The sequence below is a fragment of the Micromonospora sp. NPDC005252 genome (assembly GCF_042872475.1).
Taxonomy (GTDB): domain Bacteria; phylum Actinomycetota; class Actinomycetes; order Mycobacteriales; family Micromonosporaceae; genus Micromonospora.
On sequence record NZ_JBIAKN010000017.1, the window covers coordinates 32,716 to 50,501 of the forward strand.

Genomic DNA, 17,786 nt, shown 5'->3' on the forward strand with positions numbered 1-17,786 from the left:
CCGTCCCGCCCGTTTCACATCCGTGGACACCTCTCCGGCCCCGGCGCGCGGCCCCTCCCCCAGCACCACCCGCGCTGGCAACGCAGTCCGCGCCGGCGGGCCGTCCTCCGACCCCGACGGGCACCCGCGCGAGACGGCCGCCCCCGACACCGGCAGCGCCCGACCCTCCCGAGCTGGCCGTCGTCGGCGTACGGTGCTGCTGCTGCTCGCCCTGACCGCTGTGACGTCCGCGACAGCGCTGGTGGCAGGGCTGCTGAGCTGGACTCCCGACCCACCCGCGCCGGCCCGACCGCTGACCGTCTCCGAGGCCGAGCGGCTGGCCGCCATGCGGGTCACCAACCTTCGGGACCTGCGCGCCGGCGTCCAGGTCACGGTCGGCGCCGGCGCCGCCCGTACCGAGCTGGTGGGGTGGGTGGACTGGTCGCGGCCCCTGCTCTACCTGGATGTGGGCGGGCCTGGGGCGGGGGCCGAGCGTGGCCTGCTGCAGAGCGCCGGGTCGGTGCTGGTCACCCGACCGGACCCGGCGGCCGTGCCCACCCCGGCCGCGCCGCCCCTGGTGCCACCGGCGGACCGCTGGCGCCTGCACCACCTGACGCCCGGCGCGGGCCTGGCACCGGTCCTCGACCTGCTCCTCGGCCTCGCCGCCGACCGGCCGGACCCGACCCCGGCGATGGACGGCGGCAACGCCCGCTGGGTCGCCCGGGACGTGATCGCGGCCGGGCCGGTCGACGTCCTGCAGGCGCCGTTTCCCGCCCCGACCCCGCCCACCCCCGGCAGCGCCGCAACGGGCGGCACGGCGGCGACCGGGCCGGACGGGTCGACCCGCTACTGGCTCGACCGGGACGGCCGACTGCACAAACTGGTGACCCGGTTGCCCGGCGTCGGGCCGGTCACGGTCCTCCTCAACCGGATCGACCGTCCCACGCTGCGCCCGGTCGACGCGCTCGGCGGCCGACCCGGGCTGCCGCGCGCGCTCACGGACGCGGAGCAGCGCCGGCTGGACCGGCTGGCCGCCCGGCTGCGCGGCCAGGGCGGTGCCACGCTGACGCTGACCGCGCCGGTGGGCACGGACACCAACCTGCGGGGTGCCGGCTGGTTGAGCTGGGCCGCCCGCACCGCGTACGTGGCGGTCGCCGACCTGGGCGTACCGGGCCGCCGGACCCTGCTGCACCGCGACGCCGCCGGCCTGTCCCGGACGGACGTGCCGGCCGAGACCGGTGGCGGTGGCACCGCCGAGGCCCCGGGCCGGCCGCCGTTTCCGGTCCCGGCCGGGTCGTGGCGGCCCACCCGGTCCCCCCGCGACGACCTCGATCTGCTGGTCGACGCCGCAGTGGCCGCCGCCGGACCGGTGACGCGGCGCGGCGCGGCCGTGCGGGTACGCGAGGACCTCGCCGCCGGACGGACCGTGGACGTCGTGGAACTTCGCACGGCCGACGCGCGCCTGCGCTACTGGATCGACCGCGACGGGTCGCTGCGCCGGGTGGAACTGCACACCGGCCCCGGCGCGTGGGCGCAGGTGGACCTCAGCCCCGCCGTGGTGCCCCGCCTCAGCCCGCCGCCGCGCGCCACAGCACCGAGCCGACCGCCCCGACCCGGAGCACGCTGACCACACGCACTCGGGTGTGGTGGCACGGCTCTCAGGGTCGCCAGCCGGTCCGCGCGGCCCACTGCTCGGCCCGCAGGTACTCCTCGTCGAACCAGGGATCGCGGGCCGTGCCGGAGCCACCGACGTGCGGCGCCGCGTCGACCAGATCCCGCTTGAACAGCAGGTACCTGCCCCGCTGATCCGGGTCGGCGCGGAGGTGGTCACGCATGAGCAGCGCATACCGCCAGCCGGGCGACTCGACCTCCCGCACGTGCAGGCGCACCGGGCGATCCGGGTCGGCGCTGCCGTGCAGCCGCTTCTCCCACCGACCTCGGCCGGCCGGGCCCGGATCGTCCCACCAGTGCCCCGGCACGCGGGGAAACCCCGCGTTCGCCAGCCGGTCGGCCAGCGGCCCGTCGGCGTCGGCGATGCTGGGCACGGCCACCTGCACGTCGATGACGTCGTCGGCGGCGAGCCCGGGCACCGCGGTCGCACCGATGTGGTCGATCCGCAGATCCGCCGGGGCCAGCGCGTGACGGATCCGGGCGGCCAGCCGCGCGTACTGCTCGGGCCAGCTCGGATCCGCATCCACCCCGTCGCCGCGGCTCGGCAGCGGCACGACCCGCCGCTGCCGCAGGTTGTGCTCGTAGGGTCGCAGCCGCTGCCGCCACAGCGAATCCACCGCGGCGTGCAGCGCCACCAGACTGCCGTCATTGGTCAACACCACGTCCGCCGCGGCACGCCGACGGGCGTCGTCGGCCTGCGCGGCAATCCGCCGCTCGGCCTCCGCGCGGTCCATCCCCCGGTCGCGCATCAGCCGCTCCAGCCGGGTCGGCACGGCCGTCTGCACCACGACCACCAGGTGGTACGTCGGCGCGAGCCCCACCTCCACCAGCAGCGGTACGTCGTTGACCACGATCGCGTCCGGTGCCGCCGCGGCGACCAGCTCGGCCGTACGCGCCCGCACCCGGGGATGGGTGATCGCCTCCAACCGGCGGCGGGCGGCCTCGTCGGAGAACACCACGGCGCCCAACGCGGCGCGATCCAGCGCGCCGTCGGCGCCCAGCACCTTCTCCGAGAAGGTGGCGACGATCTCCGCGAGGCCCTCCGTGCCCGGCGCGACGACCTCCCGGGCAATCTGGTCCGCGTCGACGAGCACCGCGCCCAACTCCACCAGCCGCGCGGCCACCGCGCTCTTGCCCGACCCGATTCCGCCGGTCAAACCCACCCTCAGCACCCGACCAGTCAACCGGATCACGAGCCTCCCCGCCAAGCCCACCCGCACCCGTCCCCAGCCCACGGCCCCCGTAGGCCGGTTTGGCCCGCAGGGCCCGCGCCAACGCCGCCCGCGCGCACCGTGTCATCGACGCGCGGCCCACGCGCCCCCGTGCCGCCCACGCGCTCCCGTGCTCCCCACACGGCCGTCCCGGCCGTGTGCCGGCCGCCCGCCGCCCGCAAGATCGCGCTCGATCCAGGAAGTAGTGGCATCCCGACCGCTCAGAGGCCCCTACATCCACGATCGAGCGCGATCTAGCCGCAAGGCCACTACAGCGCGGGGTGCCGGGCACGAGCGCGACGCGCGGGCGCGAGGCCCGGGCACGAGCGCGAAGCGCGAGCGCAGGCGCGGGCACGAGCACGAGGCGCAGGCGCAGGCGCAGGCGCAGGCACGAGCGCGGGCGCGGGCGGCCAGCGTTGAGCGGGGGCGGGTATGGCGAGGGCCCCGCCCCCGGCGATCGGAAAGATCGCGGGGACGGGGCCCGTCGTCGTTCAGCGGGTCACTTACCGCCGGCGAGCTTCTCCCGCAGAGCGGCGAGCGCCTCGTCGGTGGCCAGGGTGCCGGCCGGCTCCTCGGCCTGCCGGCTCGGGGCCGGGCTGGACGAGGAGGTGGTGCCGCCACCGGCAGCCGGAACGGCCGGAGTCGGGTTGGCAGCGGCCTCGGCGTCGGCGGCGCGAGAGGTCTGCACCTGCTTGGTGTGGGCCTCCCAACGCTGACGGGCCTCGGCGTACTGGTTCTCCCAGGTCTCGCGCTGCTTGTCGTACCCCTCGAGCCACTCGCCCGTCTCCGGGTCGAAGCCCTCCGGGTAGATGTAGTTGCCCTCGGCGTCGTACGTCGCGGCCATGCCGTAGAGGGTCGGGTCGAAGTGCTCCTCGCCCTCGACGAAGCCCTCGTTGGCCTGCTTGAGCGACAGCGAGATCCGGCGGCGCTCCAGGTCGATGTCGATGACCTTGACCATGACCTCGGAGCCAACCTGGACGACCTGCTCCGGGATCTCCACGTGGCGCTCGGCCAGCTCGGAGATGTGGACCAGGCCCTCGATGCCGTCGTCCACCCGGACGAACGCACCGAACGGCACCAGCTTGGTGACCTTACCCGGCACGATCTGCTGGATCGCGTGGGTGCGGGCGAACTGCCGCCACGGGTCCTCCTGCGTCGCCTTCAGCGACAGCGAGACGCGCTCGCGGTCCAGGTCGACGTCCAGAACCTCGACCTCGACCTCCTGGCCGACCTCGACGACCTCGGACGGGTGGTCGATGTGCTTCCAGGACAGCTCGGAGACGTGCACCAGACCGTCGACGCCGCCGAGGTCCACGAAGGCGCCGAAGTTGACGATCGAGGACACGACGCCCTTGCGGACCTGGCCCTTCTGCAGCTTGTTGAGGAACTCGGTGCGCACCTCGGACTGCGTCTGCTCCAGCCAGGCCCGGCGGGACAGGACCACGTTGTTGCGGTTCTTGTCCAGCTCGATGATCTTGGCCTCGAGCTCACGCCCGACGTACGGCTGCAGGTCGCGCACGCGCCGCATCTCGACCAGGGACGCGGGCAGGAAGCCGCGCAGCCCGATGTCCAGGATGAGGCCACCCTTGACTACCTCGATGACCGAGCCGCGGACGACACCGTCCTCGTCCTTGATCTTCTCGATCGTGCCCCAGGCCCGCTCGTACTGCGCCCGCTTCTTGGAGAGGATCAGACGACCCTCCTTGTCCTCCTTCTGGAGGACCAGGGCCTCGATGTGGTCACCAACCGTCACAACCTCGGCGGGGTCCACGTCGTGCTTGATCGACAACTCCCGAGAGGGGATGACACCCTCGGTCTTGTAGCCGATGTCGAGCAGGACCTCGTCCCGATCGACCTTGACGACGGTGCCTTCGACAATGTCGCCGTCGTTGAAGTACTTGATGGTCTCGTCGATCGCGGCGAGGAATGCCTCCTCGGAACCGAGATCGTCGTGGGTGACCCGGGTGGCGCTCGAGGGGGCCTCGATGCTGCTCGTCATGTGGGCGGTTGCTCCGGTCGGATGGGTTGTCACAGCAGGCTGGTGTCGCGGTGACCTGTTCGCGCCAGCGGATCCGTCGCCGGGCACACCGAACGATCACCTAGTGGGATCATGATGTGCTCCGTCGACCGCGCACCTGCTCCCTGCCGAGACACACGATCCGCGAGCGCATCGTCTAGCCTACCGTGCGCATTACCACAGCGTGCAAGCCCTCCCGACTCGTCGCCGCACCATGACCTGCGAAAGCCGAACAATCGCCCGGAAACGACCCCTCCTGTCTCGTACGTCACAGGGGCCCCAGGCGCCCCGCTGGGCGGGCCGGCCGGACGGGCCGCGCGCCACGCCTCATCGACGTGGTTTCCGGAAAATCAGCGCTTCCCACCGGCCCGGGCACCACGACTTCGCGGAAACCGAGTCGATCAGGCCGCGCCGCCGCCCCCATCGGGTTGACCGGGGCCTAGCGTGGGCGCGTGGATGACGACAGCCGGGTGACCCGGCGCCGGGTGGGTGACGCCGAGGCCCGGCGGGCCAACCGCGGCTGGTGGGACACCGACGCCGACGACTACCAGGCCGAGCACGGGGGGTTCCTCGGCGACGTGGACTTCGTCTGGTGTCCGGAGGGGCTGCGCGAGGCCGACGCCCGCCTGCTCGGCGACGTGTCGGGGCGGCGGGTGCTGGAGGTGGGTTGCGGCGCCGCGGCCGCCGCCCGCTGGCTCGCCACCCAGGGCGCGCGTCCGATCGCCTTCGACCTGTCCGCCGGCATGTTGCGGCACGCCGCGCAGGCCGCCGACCGCACCGGGGTACGCGTACCGCTGGTGCAGGCCGACGCGCTCGCCCTGCCGTTCGCCGACCGTTCGTTCGACCTGGCCTGCACGGCGTTCGGCGCGATCCCCTTCGTGGACGACTCGGCGACCCTGCTCGCCGAGGTGCACCGGGTGCTGCGCCCGGGCGGCCGGTGGGTGTTCTCCGTGACCCACCCGATGCGCTGGATCTTCCTCGACGATCCCGGCGAGGGCGGTCTGACGGCCGTGCACTCGTACTTCGACCGCTCCCCCTACGTCGAGCAGGACGAGACCGGCGTCGCCACCTACGTCGAGCAGCACCGCACCCTCGGCGACCGGATCCGCGAGCTGGTCGGCGCCGGGTTCCGGCTGCTGGACCTGGTCGAGCCGGAGTGGCCGGAGGGACACGAGGGGATCTGGGGGCAGTGGAGCCCGCTGCGCGGACGGCTCTTCCCCGGCACCGCCATCTTCGTCACCGAGAAGCCGCTCGATTGACCGCGTCGCACCCGTGGTCCGACCTGCATACCATCGATCGCCGGTAGGCTCGGCTGCATGAGCGCCGAGCCCATCCCGACATCACCTGCCCCCTGGTGTCCGGATCCGATGCGGCAGCAGCGTGCCGACTACACGCTGGAGGACCTGCTCGCCCTGCCGGACGACGCCCCCCGCGTCGAACTCGTCGACGGAGTTATCCAGGTGACCCCCTCCCCCACCCTGGGCCACCAGAACATCTCCAGCCTGTTGTGGCTCTGGCTGCACAGCCACGCACCGCAGCACCTCGGCGCCGCCCAAGCCATCGGTGTCAAGCTCAGCCACAACACGAGCCGACAGCCCGACGTGCTGTTGCACCGTGCCGGCGTGGCGTCCGTCCATTCCATCCTGCAACCGAAGGATGTGGTGCTCGCCGTCGAGGTCGTTTCGCCGGGCACGCGGCGGATCGACCGGTTCGCCAAGCCCGGGGAGTACGCCGCCGCCGGCATCGCGTTCTACTGGCGGATCGAGCAGGACCCGGTGCACGTGTACGCGTACCGGATCGGCGACCGGGTCGGGCCGGGCGGTGAGCGGCAGTACGAGCTGGTCGCCGACGGGCCTGACGTGATCGAGCTGACTGAGCCGTTCGACATCAAGCTGCCCATCGCCGAGATCACCCCGTAGCCGTTTCACCCCGACCGGGTCGGGTAGCCGAGGCGCATGGCCGAGCAGAGGTTCCACACGGGCGACCACGTCTCCTGGTCGGCCCACGGAAGCCGCGCGTACGGCGTGGTGCAGGAGGAGATCACCGACCGGATTCGGATCCGGGGGCGGGCCGTGAACGCGGCTCCCGACGACCCGCAGTACCGGGTCCGCAGTGACGGTACGGGCCGCGACGTGGCCCACCGACCGGAGGCGTTGCGCCATGAGCAGAGGTGACGACGGCCGGGACACCTACCGGGAGTTCACCGAGGCGGTGAACATGAAGCCCCGTGAGTTGTCGACCTGGCTGGAGACCGACGAGTCGAAGCAGGTCGGCTGGCACAAGGGTGGCCGCTCCGGCGGTGGCGAGTCCGTCGGCCACGACTCGGGTCGGAAGATCGTCGACTTGCTGCGTCGAAAGCGCGCCGACCTGTCCGAGGGCGACTACAAGCACATGCGCAAGGTGGTCGGCTACGTCCGCCGGCACATGGCCCAGCGCCCCTCTGGCGACGTCCGCGACACCAAGTGGCGCTGGTCCCTCATGAACTGGGGCCACGACCCCATGAAGTAACCCAGCGACCAAGGATCACTTTCAAGATCACATTAAGGGCGAGGCCGGCGACCCCGACCAGGGCGACCCGGTCGGGGTTCCGGGGCAGCCCGACCCGCGCAGGGATCAAGCCTGACCGCCCGGAGCGGGTCGGGCTGCCCCGGAACCCCCCACCGCAACCAACAACCAGATCAGTGATCAGCGCTGTTCCAGTCCCGGCCCTCGCCGACCGACACCTCCAGCGGCACCGACAGCGGGTACGCCCCACCCATCTCACGCCGCACCAGCGCCTCCAACGCCTCCCGCTCACCCGGGGCGACCTCGAAGACCAGCTCGTCGTGCACCTGTAGCAGCATCCGGGAGCGCAGGCCGGCGTCGGCGAGCGCGGTGTCGACGTGCAGCATCGCCACCTTGATGATGTCGGCGGCCGACCCCTGGATGGGGGCGTTGAGAGCCATCCGCTCGGCGATGTCGCGGCGCTGCCGGTTGTCGCTCACCAGGTCGGGCAGGTAGCGGCGGCGACCCAGAATGGTCGAGGTGTAGCCGTCCTGACGGGCCCGGGCGACGACCTGGTGCAGGTAGTCGCGCACTCCGCCGAAGCCGGCGAAGTAGTTCTCCATCAGGCCGCGCGCCTCTTCGGTGTTGATGTTGAGCTGCTGGGACAGGCCGAACGCGCTGAGCCCGTACGCCAGGCCGTAGTTCATCGCCTTGATCTTGCGCCGCTGGTCCGGAGTGACCTCGTCGACCGGCACGCCGAAGACCGACGAGGCGGTGGCGGCGTGGAAGTCGGCCCCGGAGTTGAACGCCTCGATCAGCGCGTCGTCCGAGGAAAGGTGCGCCATGATCCGCATTTCGATCTGGCTGTAGTCGGCGGTGAGCAGGCACTCGTACCCCTCACCCACCACGAAGGCCCGGCGGATGCGCCGGCCCTCCTCGGTGCGGATCGGGATGTTCTGCAGGTTGGGCTCGGTCGAGGAGAGGCGCCCGGTGGCCGCCACCGTCTGGTTGAAGGTGGTGTGGATCCGGCCGTCGTCGGAGACGGACTTGAGCAGGCCGTCCACCGTCGACTTGAGCTTGGCGACGTCGCGGTGGCGCAGCAAATGGGCCAGCACCGGGTGCGGCTGCTGCGCGTAGAGCCACTGCAGGGCGTCGGCGTCGGTCGTGTAGCCCGTCTTGATCTTCTTGGTCTTCGGCAGGCCCAGCTCGGTGAAGAGGATCTCCTGCAACTGCTTGGGCGAGCCGAGGTTGAACTCTCGGCCCACCGCCTCGTACGCGCCCTGCGCGGCGGTCTTGACCTCGCCGGCGAAGTGCGCCTCCAACTCGTGCAGGTAGTCGTTGTCGGCGGCGATGCCGGTGCGCTCCATGCCCGCGAGCACCCGCATCAGCGGCAGCTCCACCCCGGCCATCAGCCGCGCGGACTGCTCACCGTCGCGGGACAGCTCGGCGTCGATCGCGTCGGCGAGGTCGAGGGTGGCGCGGGCCTGGAGCATGAGGTTCTGCTCGGCCACGCCCTCGTCGCCCAGCCCGTCGAGGGTGAGCTGCCCGGTCTCGGGCACGTCCACCCGCAGCTCGCGGTGCAGGTAGCGCAGGGCCAGGTCGGTCAGGTCGTAGGACCGCTGGTCGGGACGGGCCAGGTACGCGGCGATCTGGGTGTCGCGGACGATGCCGGCCAGCTCCCAGCCGTGTGCGGCGCAGGCCAGCACCGCCGGCTTGCTGTCGTGCAGCACCTTGGGCCGCTGCGCGTCGGCCAGCCACGCGGCGAGGGCGCTCTCGTCGGAGGCGTCGAGCCCGGTCGGGTCCACCCAGGCGGCCGCGCCCCCGGCGCTGGCCAGCGCCAGACCGGTGATCGAGGCGGTGTGCCGGCGGTTGGGGCCGGTGTCGAGCTTGACCGCGAGCCCGACCGGGGTGCCGGTCGGGGCGTGCGTGCCCAGCCAGGCGGCGAGCCCACCCGGCTCGGTGAGCACCTCACCGGTCAGGTCGAAGCCCGACTCGGCCTCCGGCTCGACGGCCTCCAGATACTGGTAGAGGCGGTCGCGCAGGATGCGGAACTCCAGCGTGTCGAAGACCTGGTGCACGGCCTCCCGGTCCCAGCCGGCCCAGCGGGTGTCCTCCGGGCGCAGCGGCAGCTCCAGGTCGGAGACCAGGCGATTGATCTCGTAGTTGCGGATCACGTCGGCGAGCCGTTCCCGCAGGCTGTCGCCGGCCTTGCCCTTGATCTCGTCGGCGCGGGCGATCACGCCCTCCACGCCGCCGTACATGGTGATCCACTTGGCGGCGGTCTTCGGGCCGACGCCCGGCACGCCGGGGAGGTTGTCGCTGGTCTCGCCGACCAGGGCGGCGAGGTCGCGGTAGCGCTCGGGCCCGACGCCGTACTTCGCCTCGATCGCCGCCGGGTCCATCCGGGCCAGGTCGGAGACGCCCTTGCGGGGATAGAGCACGGTGACCTGGTCACCGACGAGCTGGAAGGCGTCCCGGTCGCCGGTGCTGATCAGCACCGTCATCCCCTGGTCGCGGGCCTGGCAGGCGAGCGTCGCGATGACGTCGTCGGCCTCGTAGCCCTCCATCTCGACCACCGGGATCTGCAGCGCCGCCAGGACCTCCTTCACGAGGCTGACCTGGCCCTTGAAGTCGGTCGGGGTCTCGCTGCGGCCGGCCTTGTACTCCGCGTACTTCTCGGTGCGGAAGGACCGGCGGGAGACGTCGAAGGCGACGACGATGTGGGTGGGCTGCTCGTCGCGCAGGACGTTGATCAGCATTGAGGTGAAGCCGTACACCGCGTTGGTCGGCTGACCCGTCGTGGTGGAGAAGTTTTCCACCGGCAGGGCGAAGAAGGCCCGGTATGCCAGGGAATGTCCGTCGACGAGGAGCAGGCGCGGCGTCGTAGCTGTCACGGCAGCGACTCTAGTCCGTCGCACCGACAACCCAGGGTGGCGGCACCGCGCCACGGGCGCGAAAACACAACCCACGGCACGCACGCCGACGGCCGGCCGCCCACGAGGGGACGACCGGCCGCCGGATGCGGTGGCTCAGGCCACGCCGAGGTACGCCTCCTTGACCGACGGGTCGTGCAGCAGGTCCTGACCGGACCCTTCCTTCACGATCTGACCGGTCTCCAGCACGTAGCCGCGGTGTGCCCGCGACAGCGCCTGCTGGGCGTTCTGCTCGACCAGCAGGATCGTCGTGCCCTGCTCGTTGATCTCGCTGATGATGTCGAAGATCTGCCGGATCACCAGCGGTGCCAGACCCATCGACGGCTCGTCGAGCAGCAGCAGCTTCGGACGGCTCATCAGCGCCCGACCGACCGCGAGCATCTGCTGCTCGCCGCCGGAGAGGGTGCCGCCGGCCTGCTTGCGCCGCTCGGCCAGCCGTGGGAAGAGGGTCAGCACCCGATCCAGGTCGGCGGCGATGCCGGCGGAGTCCCGCCGGGTGTACGCCCCCATGTCCAGGTTCTCCATGACCGTCATGCCGGGGAAGATCTGCCGCCCCTCCGGCGACTGACACAACCCCCGCACCACCCGCAGGTCGGCGCGGAGCTTGCTGATGTCCTCACCGTTGAACGTGATCTTCCCGGTGCTGAGCGACCTGGTCCCGGAGATGGCCCGCATCGTGGTGGTCTTGCCGGCGCCGTTCGCGCCGATCAGGGCCACCACCTCACCCTCGTTGACGGTGAGGCTGATCCCGTGCAACGCCTCGATCCGGCCGTACGCGACGGCGACGTTCTCGAGCTCAAGCAGCGTCATCGGCGGGCTCCCCCAGGTACGCGGCGATCACCTTCGGATCGCGGCTGACCTCCGCGGGCGCACCCTCGGCGATCTTGCGGCCGAACTCCAGCACCACGATCCGGTCGGTGACACCCATGACCAGCCGCATGTCGTGCTCGATGAGCAGGACGGTCAGGCCCATGTCACGGATCTTGCGGATCAGGGTGAGGAGCTCCTCCTTCTCCGCCGGGTTGAAGCCGGCGGCCGGCTCGTCCAGGCAGATCAGCTTCGGCTCGGTGGCCAGCGCGCGGGCGATCTCCAACCGCCGCTGGTAGCCGTACGGCAGGTTGCGCGCCTCGTCGTTGGCCCGGTCGGCGATCCCGACGAAGCGCAGCAACTCGAGCGCCTTGGCCTCCGCCGCCCGCTCCTCCAGGATGTGCCGGGACAGGCCGAAGATCTTCGCGGCCTTCAGGCGCACCTGCTGCCAGGTCCGGACGATCCCGGACGCGGCGGTGACCTGCGGCAGTTCCTCCGGCTTGGGTCGCACCCGGTAGAGCCGGAACAGCGCCCCCGGCACACTGGTCTTGTGCCGGGAGTCCGTGCCGACCATGACGTTCTCCAGCGCCGTCATCTCCGGGAAGAGACGGATGTTCTGGAACGTCCGGGAGATGCCCAACTGGCTGATCTGGTGCGGCTTGCGGCCGGTCACCTTCTGGCCCCGGAACCGGACCGCGCCCGACGTCGGCTTGTAGACCCCGGTCATCACGTTGAAGCTGGTGGTCTTACCGGCGCCGTTCGGCCCGATGAGGCCGAGGATCTCGCCCTCGTAGATCTGGAAATTGATCTTGTCGAGGGCGACCACGCCGCCGAAGCGGAGCGTGACGTCGTCGACTTCGAGAAGCACCTGCCGAGGCCCCGGCTGGGTCGGGATCTTCGGCGTCACGGTGTCGGTCGTCTGGTCAGACATGAGCGGGCGCCTCCTCTGCCGCCGCCGCGCGGTCCTTGAGCTCGCGGGCCCGCCGCCGGCTGGGGATCAGGCCCTGCGGACGCAGGATCATCACCACGACCATGGCCAGGCCGAAGGCCAGCCACCGGTAGTCGGCGACCTCCCGGAACCGCTCCGGCAGGTAGGCGAGCAGCACCGCGCCGAGCGAGACCCCGATCATGTTCCCCGAGCCGCCGACCACGACCATGGCGACGAAGAGGATGGAGAGGTTCGCGTTGAACTGGGTCGGGTCGATGAACGCGTTACGGCTGGCGAAGAGGAACCCGGAGAGCCCGCCCAGGGCGGCGCCGATGGCGAACGCCCAGAGCTTGAACTTGAACGGGTAGACCCCCATCACCGCCGCGGCGTCCTCGTCCTCCCGGACGGCGAGCCAGGCTCGGCCGACCCGGCTGTGCTCGAGCCGGCGCACCGCGAAGACCATCAGCAGCACCACCGTGATTGCCAGCCAGTACCAGGGCTTCGCGTCGATCAGCCCGAAGATCTGGTTGTCGGCCGACGGCGGGCCCTCCGGCCCCGGGATCGCGGAGATGCCCTGGTTGCCGTTGGTGATGCTGGTGGCGTTGCGGGCCACGATCCGGATGATCTCACCGAAGCCGAGGGTCACGATGGCCAGGTAGTCGCCGCGCAGCCGCAGCGTCGGCCAGCCCAGCAGCACCCCGAAGATCATCGTCAGGACGATCGCGATGAACAGGCAGATCGCCCAGGTGACCGCCCAGGTCGGCGGCAGGTCGAACTTCTGCTGGATCCACTTCACCACCGGCGAGTTCACCGAACCGAACAGCGCCACACTGTAGGCCCCGACGGCGAAGAAGCCGATGTAACCCAGGTCCAGCAGACCGGCGAGGCCGACCACCACGTTCAGGCCGATCGCGACCAGCACGTAGATGGCGCAGATGAAGAGCACACCGGCCCAGTTGTTGCCGCCGGCGATCGAGTCGGTCCGCAGCCAGGTGAGGCCGGGGATACCGAGTAGCGGCAGGTAGTAGAGGAACGCCACGAAGGCCAGGAAGGCCGCGGCCCGCTGCCACTTCGGCAGCGCCCGGAACCGGTCGCCGACGCCGGTAAGCAGGCTGACCCGACGCCGGTCGGCGCCGCGAATGGAGTTCATCATGCGCGGGCCCTCCCCAGCGACTCACCCAACAGACCGGTGGGCCGGAACATCAGCACCGCGATCAGCACCACGAAGGCGATGACGTCCTCCCAGTTCGACGCGAAGAGGGTGGCTCCATAGACCTCGACGAGACCGAGGAAGAGGCCGCCCACCAGGGCACCGCGCAGGTTGCCGATACCGCCGAGAACGGCGGCGGTGAACGCCTTGAGGCCCAGCACGAAGCCGATGCTGTTCTGGGTGAAGCCGAAGCGCATGCTCCACAGCAGCGCGGCCGCGCCGGCCATCATCCCGCCGAGCACGAAGATCAGCATGATCACGCGCTCCTGGTTGACGCCCATCAGGGCCGCCGTCTCCGGGTTCTGGGCGACGGCGCGCACGCCCCGCCCGTACCGGGTGCGGTTGATGAACCAGTCCAGCGCGGCCATCATCACCACGGCCGACACGAACACGATCACCTGGATGTTGGTGATGTTCGTGCCGCCGATGGAGAACAGCGTCTCCTGCTTGATCATCGTCGGCATGCCGACGATCTGCCGCGGCCGGCCGAACAGGTCCGGGAACGTGCCGCCGACGGTGTCGGGCAGCAGCAGGCCGAAGACCTCGACCAGCACCAGGGAGAGGCCGATCGCGGTGATCAGGAAGATCAGCGGCGGGGCGTTCTTGCGGCGCAGCGGCCGGTAGGCGATCCGCTCGATCGCCAGGGCCGTGCCGCCCGACGCGACCGCCGCGGCCACCAGACCGAGTACGAGGAAGAGCACGGCCTGTCCGACCGGCGGGTTATTTTGCACACCGAAGGCGCTCCACACGCCCAGCACCGCGAAGGTGCCGACCATGAAGACCTCGGAGTGAGCGAAGTTGATCAGGCGAAGGACGCCGTAGACGAGGGTGTAGCCCAGGGCGATCAGGGCGTAGATCGCCCCCTTGGACAACCCGTCGACGGTGTGCTGGCCGAGGTGGCCGAAGAGTTCGTCGAAATTCACCGGGGTCTCCTTGAATCGAGTGCGGCCGGGGAGAAACCCCGGCCGCACCCCGTTTGCCGTGCCGTCAGCTGAGCTTGAGCTCCTGCAGCGCGGTGATCTCCTTGCCCTTGATTTGGTAGGCCCAGATGACGACCTTCGACGGGTCGACGTCGCCCTTGTCGTCGAACTTGATGTACTTCGACACGCCCTGCTTGTCGTAGGACTTCACGAAGGCCAGGATGTCGGCCCGGGTCTTCTTGCCGGCCTTGAACGCGTCGAGGTAGATCTGCGCGCCGTCGAAGCCCTCAGCGCCGTAGGAGCCCGGCGCGATGCCGTACTCCTTCTGGTAGTCGGCGGCGAAGGTGCCGCCGGCCTTGTCGGCCGGGAGGCACGGGCAGGTGATGATCGCGCCCTCGGCGCCGCCGGAGGCACCCGCCGGGAACGCCGGGTCGTACAGGCCGTCCGGGCCGACGAACTTGGCCTGGACACCGGCGGCGCGCATCTGCTTCACCAGCGGAGCGGCCTCACGGGTGTAACCGCCGTAGAAGACGAAGTCGGCCTGCTTCGCCTTGATCTTGGAGATGGTCGCGTCGAACTGCGACTGCTTCTCCTGGATCTTGTCGCTGCCAGCCAGCGCCGGGCCGAGGTTCTTGCCCAGCTCGGCGGTGATGCCCGCGCCGTAGGCGCTGCCGTCGTCGATCATGAAGACCTTGGCGGCGTTCTGCGCCTTCAGGTAGCTCGCCACCGCGCCGGCCTGCGTGCCGTCGTTGCCGACGACCCGGTAGAAGGACGTGTTGCCCTTCTGGGTCAGGTCCGTACGGGTCGCCGACGGGCTGATCATGGCCAGGCCAGCGGCCTGGTAGATCGGCATGGTGGCGTCCGACTCACCGGAGAAGTGGCCACCGATGACACCGAGGAACGACTTGTCACCCGCGATCTGGTTCGCGAACGGGGTCGCGACAGCCGGGTCACCCTGGGTGTCGAACGGCTGCATCTCGACCTTGCAGTTCGGGTTCGCCTCGTTGAACTGCTTCACGGCGAGCTTCGCGCCGTTGAGCGACGGGATCACCAGACCCGCGTTGTCACCGGTGAACGCGCCGAAGATCGCGATCTTGCCACCGCAGTCACCGGACGCGGTCCCACCGTCGCCGCCACCGGAATCCTGGCAACCAGCCGCGACCACCAGGGTCGCGGCGAGCGCAACAGTGCCCAGCGCCCGTACATAGCTTCGCCTCACGGCTTCCTGACCTCCTCCAGATGCGGACGCGGCTGACCCGTAGTGACGGCGACAGCACGCGGACCGCAGATCCACCCACCCCGCAGGGACGCCCCCTGCGTAACGGCTCGTGATGGCGGAGCGTACCGACACCGCATACCGTCCCGGAAGGCCTGAACGCGGGGTCTGCGAAACCGTTACGAAGACGCGGGCAATCCTGTCGATGCCCGTAACAGGTGAATCCGTCGATCGGTCCTTAAGCCCACGGTCGGTCTGAGCGCCCGCCCACCCACCCGGACCGACGGAGCCCACCGAAAAGACGATCTGACCTGCGCAAACAATCCGGACAGTCGGCCGCCCGGCCACGGGACCACCAGGCCCCACCCTCAGGCGCCCACCCCGCCCGCCCACCACAGCCCGGACCGCGAACCGTCGTCCACCGCCAGCCACCACCGCTCACCCACCGCGACCAGCGCCACGTCCCGGTCGGCACCCGCCGCCACATCGAGCGGCATCGCGGCCTCCCGCCACGATCCACCCCGATCGGTCGACACCCACACCGAGTAACGCGCACCGTCCGTCACCGCGGCGAACAGCCGATCACCGGAGGCCACCAGCGACGCCACCTGAGGCACCCCCGCCGCGGACCGCCGCCCGAACGTCCCCGCCGCCACCCAGCCCGCCGCCTCCTGACGCCACGCGCCGAACGTCGCACCCCGCAGCCCGACCGCCACCGGCACCCCACCGGCCAGCGCCACCCGCTGCAACTCCTCGTACTCCGCGCCACCCGGCAACACCGTGCGCTGCCACGACCGCCCGTCCGGCGACGACCACACCGCCGGGTCCCGGTCGATCCGGCCGGCCGGCAGCAGACCACCCACGGCCAGCCAACCCGACGACGTCGCCGCGGCGTCGAACGCCCAGGTCACCCCCGTGGTGTCACTCGCCAGCCCCGGCGCGCCCTCCACCAGCGCGAACTCCGCCGCCTCCGGTGACGACACCCACGAGGCCGCACCCGCCGAACGGTTCCCCACGATCAACCAGCCCGACGGACCCGCCGCCAGGCGGGACACGTTCACCGCCTTCGGTCCGCCGTACGTCTCGAAGGACGCCTGCACCTCGACGAGCGCGCCGTCGGCCACCTGCCGCCACGTGCTCACCCGCGGATAGCCGTGCGCCCCGCCGACCTTCGCGCCGATCACCGCCGCCCGGCCGTCGCGGCACGCCACCGACGACAGCACGTTCTGCTTGCCGTAGAACGAATCCGCCCGCACCGGCAGGACCGTCCACGCCGTACCGTCCACGCTGGTCCAGACCGCCGGGCGCGTGCCGCCAGCGGCGTCCGCGACGCCGCCGACCAGGAACCACCGGCCCGCGCACGCCGCCACGTCGCGTACCAACAGGCGGCCCGCGCCACCCGGCGGCGCCGGCAGCGTCAACGCCTGCCATGCCGGCCGCAGCGCGGGCGCGGCACCAGCGGACAGCCGCTCACCGGTCGACGCGGCCGGCCCGTCACAGCCGGCGAGCAGCAGCGCGAAGAGGCCGAACACCGCGATCACCCGTCGGACGGACACCCGTCGATGCTAACCACCACCCGCCGCCCGCGGTGACCCCGAGCAGAGCAGCCGCTCAGACGGTCGGCTGCTGCGCCACCTCGCCGCCGGCGGTCTCCGCGAGGATCCGCTCGGCGACCTCCTTCATGGTCATCCGGTGGTCCATCGCCGTGCGCTGGATCCACTTGAACGCCTGCGGCTCGGTCATCCCGTACGTCGTCATCAGCGCGCCCTTGGCGCGCTCGACCGTCTTGCGGATCTCCAGGCGGTCGGTCAGGCTCGCGACCTCCGCCTCCAGGGCCGCGACCTCCGAGTAGCGCGACAGCGCGATCTCCACCGCCGGGACCAGGTCACTCTTCTGGAAGGGCTTCACCAGGTACGCCATCGCGCCCGCCGCCCGCGCCCGCTCCACCAGGTCCCGCTGGCTGAACGCGGTCAGGATGATCACCGGGGCGATCCGGGCGCCGGCGATCCGCTCGGCGGCGGCCAGCCCATCCATGATCGGCATCTTGATGTCGAGGATGACGAGGTCGGGCTTCAGCTCCTCGGCGAGGCGCACGGCGGTCTCGCCGTCGCCGGCCTCCCCCACCACCTCGTAGCCCTCTTCGACAAGCATCTCGGCGAGGTCCAGCCGGATCAGCGCCTCGTCCTCGGCGATCAGTACGCGCCTGCGCTCGGCATCCGTCGGCATCTCAGCCACCAGCCCTACCCCCACCAGTTCGAACCCGACACCCGCCCAGCCGGGTGTCACCGCCCTCAGCGTAGTGGGTATCCTGTCAGGGCTGAATCAGGGAAGCGCCCTCGTAGCCCAACTGGCAGCAGGCAATGGTCTCAAACTCCATACAGTGTGGGTTCGAATCCCACCGAGGGCACAA

14 protein-coding genes, 1 tRNA gene and 1 pseudogene are annotated in these 17,786 nt (G+C 71.1%); 6 read left to right on the forward strand and 10 right to left on the reverse strand.

The annotated features are described in order from the left end of the window. Positions 1–22 precede the first annotated feature (22 nt). Positions 23–1,606, forward strand: a complete 1,584-nt coding sequence (locus tag ACFYPH_RS28750) for a hypothetical protein (RefSeq protein ID WP_387186162.1) — start codon at positions 23–25, stop codon at positions 1,604–1,606. Positions 1,607–1,637: 31 nt separating this feature from the next. On the opposite strand, the gene coaE is transcribed toward ACFYPH_RS28750, so the two are convergent. Then, positions 1,638–2,822, reverse strand: a complete 1,185-nt coding sequence (coaE, locus tag ACFYPH_RS28755) for a dephospho-CoA kinase (RefSeq protein ID WP_363940077.1) — start codon at positions 2,820–2,822, stop codon at positions 1,638–1,640. A 538-nt stretch (positions 2,823–3,360) separates the two neighbouring features. Then, on the reverse strand, positions 3,361–4,860 hold the full coding sequence (rpsA, locus tag ACFYPH_RS28760; protein ID WP_109819865.1) for a 30S ribosomal protein S1: 1,500 nt from the start codon (positions 4,858–4,860) through the stop codon (positions 3,361–3,363). Positions 4,861–5,330: 470 nt separating this feature from the next. On the opposite strand from rpsA, the gene ACFYPH_RS28765 reads away from it, so the two are divergent. The 4 genes and pseudogenes from ACFYPH_RS28765 to ACFYPH_RS28780 form a co-directional block, all read left to right on the forward strand. Beyond that, entirely contained in the window at positions 5,331–6,137 is an 807-nt protein-coding gene (locus tag ACFYPH_RS28765; protein ID WP_355068195.1) for a class I SAM-dependent methyltransferase, read from the forward strand. A 108-nt stretch (positions 6,138–6,245) separates the two neighbouring features. Continuing rightward, complete coding sequence (locus tag ACFYPH_RS28770) at positions 6,246–6,797, forward strand: Uma2 family endonuclease (RefSeq protein ID WP_354863266.1); 552 nt, start codon at positions 6,246–6,248, stop codon at positions 6,795–6,797. A gap of 36 nt (positions 6,798–6,833) precedes the next feature. Beyond that, the gene (locus tag ACFYPH_RS28775) at positions 6,834–7,052 is read left to right on the forward strand and encodes a DUF2945 domain-containing protein (RefSeq protein ID WP_354863267.1); all 219 of its coding nucleotides are present in this window, start codon (positions 6,834–6,836) and stop codon (positions 7,050–7,052) included. Continuing rightward, a pseudogene (locus tag ACFYPH_RS28780) lies at positions 7,039–7,383 on the forward strand (DUF3140 domain-containing protein); the annotation flags it as partial. The gene ACFYPH_RS28775 and the pseudogene ACFYPH_RS28780, both read left to right, overlap by 14 nt. 173 nt (positions 7,384–7,556) lie before the next feature. On the opposite strand, the gene polA reads toward ACFYPH_RS28780, so the two are convergent. The 8 genes from polA to ACFYPH_RS28820 form a co-directional block, all read right to left on the reverse strand. After that, complete coding sequence (gene polA / locus ACFYPH_RS28785; RefSeq protein ID WP_363935964.1) at positions 7,557–10,256, reverse strand: DNA polymerase I; 2,700 nt, start codon at positions 10,254–10,256, stop codon at positions 7,557–7,559. A 135-nt stretch (positions 10,257–10,391) separates the two neighbouring features. Further along, the gene (locus tag ACFYPH_RS28790) at positions 10,392–11,105 is read right to left on the reverse strand and encodes an ABC transporter ATP-binding protein (RefSeq protein ID WP_387186167.1); all 714 of its coding nucleotides are present in this window, start codon (positions 11,103–11,105) and stop codon (positions 10,392–10,394) included. Further along, the gene (locus ACFYPH_RS28795; RefSeq protein ID WP_354861448.1) at positions 11,092–12,033 is read right to left on the reverse strand and encodes an ABC transporter ATP-binding protein; all 942 of its coding nucleotides are present in this window, start codon (positions 12,031–12,033) and stop codon (positions 11,092–11,094) included. The genes ACFYPH_RS28790 and ACFYPH_RS28795 overlap by 14 nt, the downstream gene beginning before the upstream one ends. After that, a complete protein-coding gene (locus tag ACFYPH_RS28800; RefSeq protein ID WP_354861447.1) occupies positions 12,026–13,183 on the reverse strand; it encodes a branched-chain amino acid ABC transporter permease in 1,158 nt (385 codons plus the stop codon). The genes ACFYPH_RS28795 and ACFYPH_RS28800 overlap by 8 nt, the downstream gene beginning before the upstream one ends. Then, positions 13,180–14,163, reverse strand: coding sequence for a branched-chain amino acid ABC transporter permease (locus ACFYPH_RS28805; protein ID WP_354861446.1), 984 nt, complete (start codon positions 14,161–14,163; stop codon positions 13,180–13,182). Before ACFYPH_RS28805 ends, ACFYPH_RS28800 begins: the two co-directional genes overlap by 4 nt. Before the next feature lie 64 nt (positions 14,164–14,227). Then, positions 14,228–15,379 carry a branched-chain amino acid ABC transporter substrate-binding protein gene (locus tag ACFYPH_RS28810; RefSeq protein WP_354861444.1) on the reverse strand — a complete coding sequence of 384 codons (1,152 nt, stop codon included), beginning with the start codon at positions 15,377–15,379 and terminating at the stop codon, positions 14,228–14,230. Positions 15,380–15,744: 365 nt separating this feature from the next. Then, on the reverse strand, positions 15,745–16,932 hold the full coding sequence (locus ACFYPH_RS28815; RefSeq protein WP_387186172.1) for a hypothetical protein: 1,188 nt from the start codon (positions 16,930–16,932) through the stop codon (positions 15,745–15,747). A gap of 55 nt (positions 16,933–16,987) precedes the next feature. Then, positions 16,988–17,611, reverse strand: a complete 624-nt coding sequence (locus ACFYPH_RS28820; RefSeq protein WP_234584542.1) for an ANTAR domain-containing response regulator — start codon at positions 17,609–17,611, stop codon at positions 16,988–16,990. A gap of 97 nt (positions 17,612–17,708) precedes the next feature. Here ACFYPH_RS28820 and ACFYPH_RS28825 point away from each other — a divergent pair. Continuing rightward, a tRNA-Leu gene (locus tag ACFYPH_RS28825) sits at positions 17,709–17,783 on the forward strand. Positions 17,784–17,786 lie beyond the last annotated feature (3 nt).